This window comes from Actinopolymorpha sp. B9G3, from assembly GCF_040120725.1.
Taxonomy (GTDB): domain Bacteria; phylum Actinomycetota; class Actinomycetes; order Propionibacteriales; family Actinopolymorphaceae; genus Thermasporomyces.
Genome location: NZ_JBEEAB010000063.1, coordinates 1 through 2,489 on the forward strand (window position 1 = coordinate 1; position 2,489 = coordinate 2,489).

General features: G+C 64.6%; 1 protein-coding gene. It reads right to left on the bottom strand.

All coding sequences use genetic code 11. From position 1 onward, the window contains the following. Nucleotides 1–61 precede the first annotated feature (61 nt). Entirely contained in the window at nt 62–1,822 is a 1,761-nt protein-coding gene (ltrA, locus tag ABNF93_RS34535) for a group II intron reverse transcriptase/maturase (RefSeq protein ID WP_349332475.1), read from the bottom strand. Nucleotides 1,823–2,489: the final 667 nt, after the last annotated feature.

A 2,489-nucleotide genomic window follows, 5' to 3' on the forward strand; every position in this document is an offset into this window, starting at 1 on the left:
AGTCGGGTAGCGGGGACGCATTGCTGCGTCCCCGCCCCCTCAGAACCGTGCGTGCAGCTGTTCACCGCACACGGCTCAAGCGGGCCCCGTTGGGCTCGCGGGCTGGAGAAGCTGCGGGATTGGTCGAGTCGGCGGCTGGGTGCCGCCGTTGACAGTGGGTGTGGAGGAGACGGATTTGTGGATCGTCCGGGCTGCCTGGGATGGCGATGTACTGCTTGATGATCGCCTTCTTGATGGCCGCCCGCCACGTTTCCCATTCTTGTGGGCTTTGTGGCGGGTGGTCGGCGTGCAGTAGGAGTCCGCCGCAGGTCGGGCAACGTCCTTGTTGTGCGTGTAGCAGGCGCACGGTCAGGCCGTCGACCGGTGGGAGTGGTCCTTTGCGGCGCCGTTCGGTCCAGTAGGGCTCCAGCGTCGGGTCGTCTGGAGACGCCCTGCCTTTGACCAACTGGTGTCGGACGATCTTCGTCCAGGAGAACTTGAGCAGGTAGGCGCCGCTGTGGCGGTCGCCGAACACCCACCGGTCGTTCCTGGCCTTGTTGAACCGGCCGAAGTACTTGTCGCAGATCCAGTGCTTCGGCTTGTTCGGGTGGCTGTGTTTGGCCCACTTGTAGGTGAGCTTCCACATGTGATTGTCCAGTGCGGTGAAGATCTCACTGGACACCACCGTCCGGTAGTAGGCCGACCAGCCCCGCACGATCGGGTTGATCTTCTTCAGTACCGCAGCCGCGTTGGCCCCTCGCAGGGCCAACATCTCGGCACTGAGCCGTTCCCGGATCCGTCGTTGAGCCGCTGCGCTCGGCTTGATCAGCAGCTTGCCGTGATAGCGGCGGACGTTGAACCCCAGGAAGTCGAACCCGGCCTCTGCGTGGACAATGCGTGTCTTGTCCTCGTTGAAGGCGAGCCCTCTGGGCGTTAGCCATGCAGCCAGCCGTTGCTTGACCTGTTCGGCCTGCTCACGGCTGGTGCACATCGCGACAAAATCGTCTGCGTACCGCACCAGCACCGGGCTCCCGCACTTTGCACTCCCGGCATCTCTGCCGGATGGGTAGTAGCGGACACCTGCGGCTTCCTCCATCCCGTGCAGGGCAACGTTGAAGAGCAGCGGGCTGATCACTCCACCCTGCGGAGTTCCTGCCTCGGTCGGGGTGAACCGGTCTCGATCCACCGCGCCGGCCTTCAACCACTGCTGGACCAGTCCCCGGGCTGGGAACGTGCCGAGCGTGGCTGTCAGCCGGTCATGATCGATACGGTCGAACGCCGCTGTCAGGTCTGCGTCGAGCACCCACACACGCTGCGGGTTCTTCCCATTCAGCGTGGAATAGATCGCCCCGATCGCGTCGTGACAGCCGCGGCCGGGCCGGAAGCCGTACGACTTCGGCTCGAACCGCGCTTCCCACTCAGGTTCCAGCGCACCAAGTGCCCCAGCTTGCAGGCACCGGTCAACGATCACAGGAATCCCGAGTCCGCGCTTCTTCGTCGTCCCTGGTTTGGGAATGAACACCCGCTTGACGGGTCTAGGAATCCACGGTCGGGCATGGTGCTGAACCCAGCCGGCCAACGCGGCCTTTGCCTGGGCAGCCAGCACCACCATCCCGTCGACTCCCGCCGTCGCGCGTCCCGCGTTGATCTCCGTGACCCGACGAACACTCAACAACGCATTCGATCGGGATCGGAGCATCAGCTTCTGCAAGTTGCGGACCTTCTTCAGGTCCCCTGCCTTCGATGCCGTGAAGATTCTCTGCCGCAGACGCCGTACGTTCTCCTCCACCCGGCGCCAGTCGACCGACGCCCAGTCCAGGTCTTCGCCCTCGGGTCCGTTCACCGTCGCGGTGTCCAACTTGTCCCTCGGTTCCGTCGTCGTTGTCCAGACAGTCGCCACAGGCCCACCTGGCCCACGTCAGCACCCTTTCGGGTCCGGGCAGCACACCCGTATCCGAACAGTTATCCGGGGCGACCGGCGGAGCGGCCGGTCATGCTGCCCCGGGTTCCCGTTACCTTTCGGCTTCCGGCATTGGCTTCTTGGGCCATCCTGTTCCCGCTGGGGAGTTGAACCTTCCTCACAGTCAGCCGACCGGGCCACAAGCGCCCGGACCCCAACGGGGTTTCCACGTTCCACACGAATGAGATACGACCGGGCAGGGTGCTCTCTTTACCCCGAGGCGGCGGTGTCCACCTGGCCGGAGAGACCTCTACCAGCCAGCGCCTGCCGCTTCTCAACGGCCAGCCCTGCACCCCGCTCGAACCTTCCATCGGCCCGGGGCCTGGGATCACGAGGCATCATCGAGAGTTCACTTACGTTCACCCGTCCGGTCTTCCCCTTGCCGGTAACTCCCGGATGGAACGGGAGTCCTTGGGCTTCCCCTCGAGCTTCGCACCACGCCGTTACCGACATCGCACGTCAAGGGCGGGGACGGGCCATACGGACACAGACCCGGGACCACACCAACGGCATCAGCCGCCTCTCCAACCAGTCAGCCCACTCAAACTCG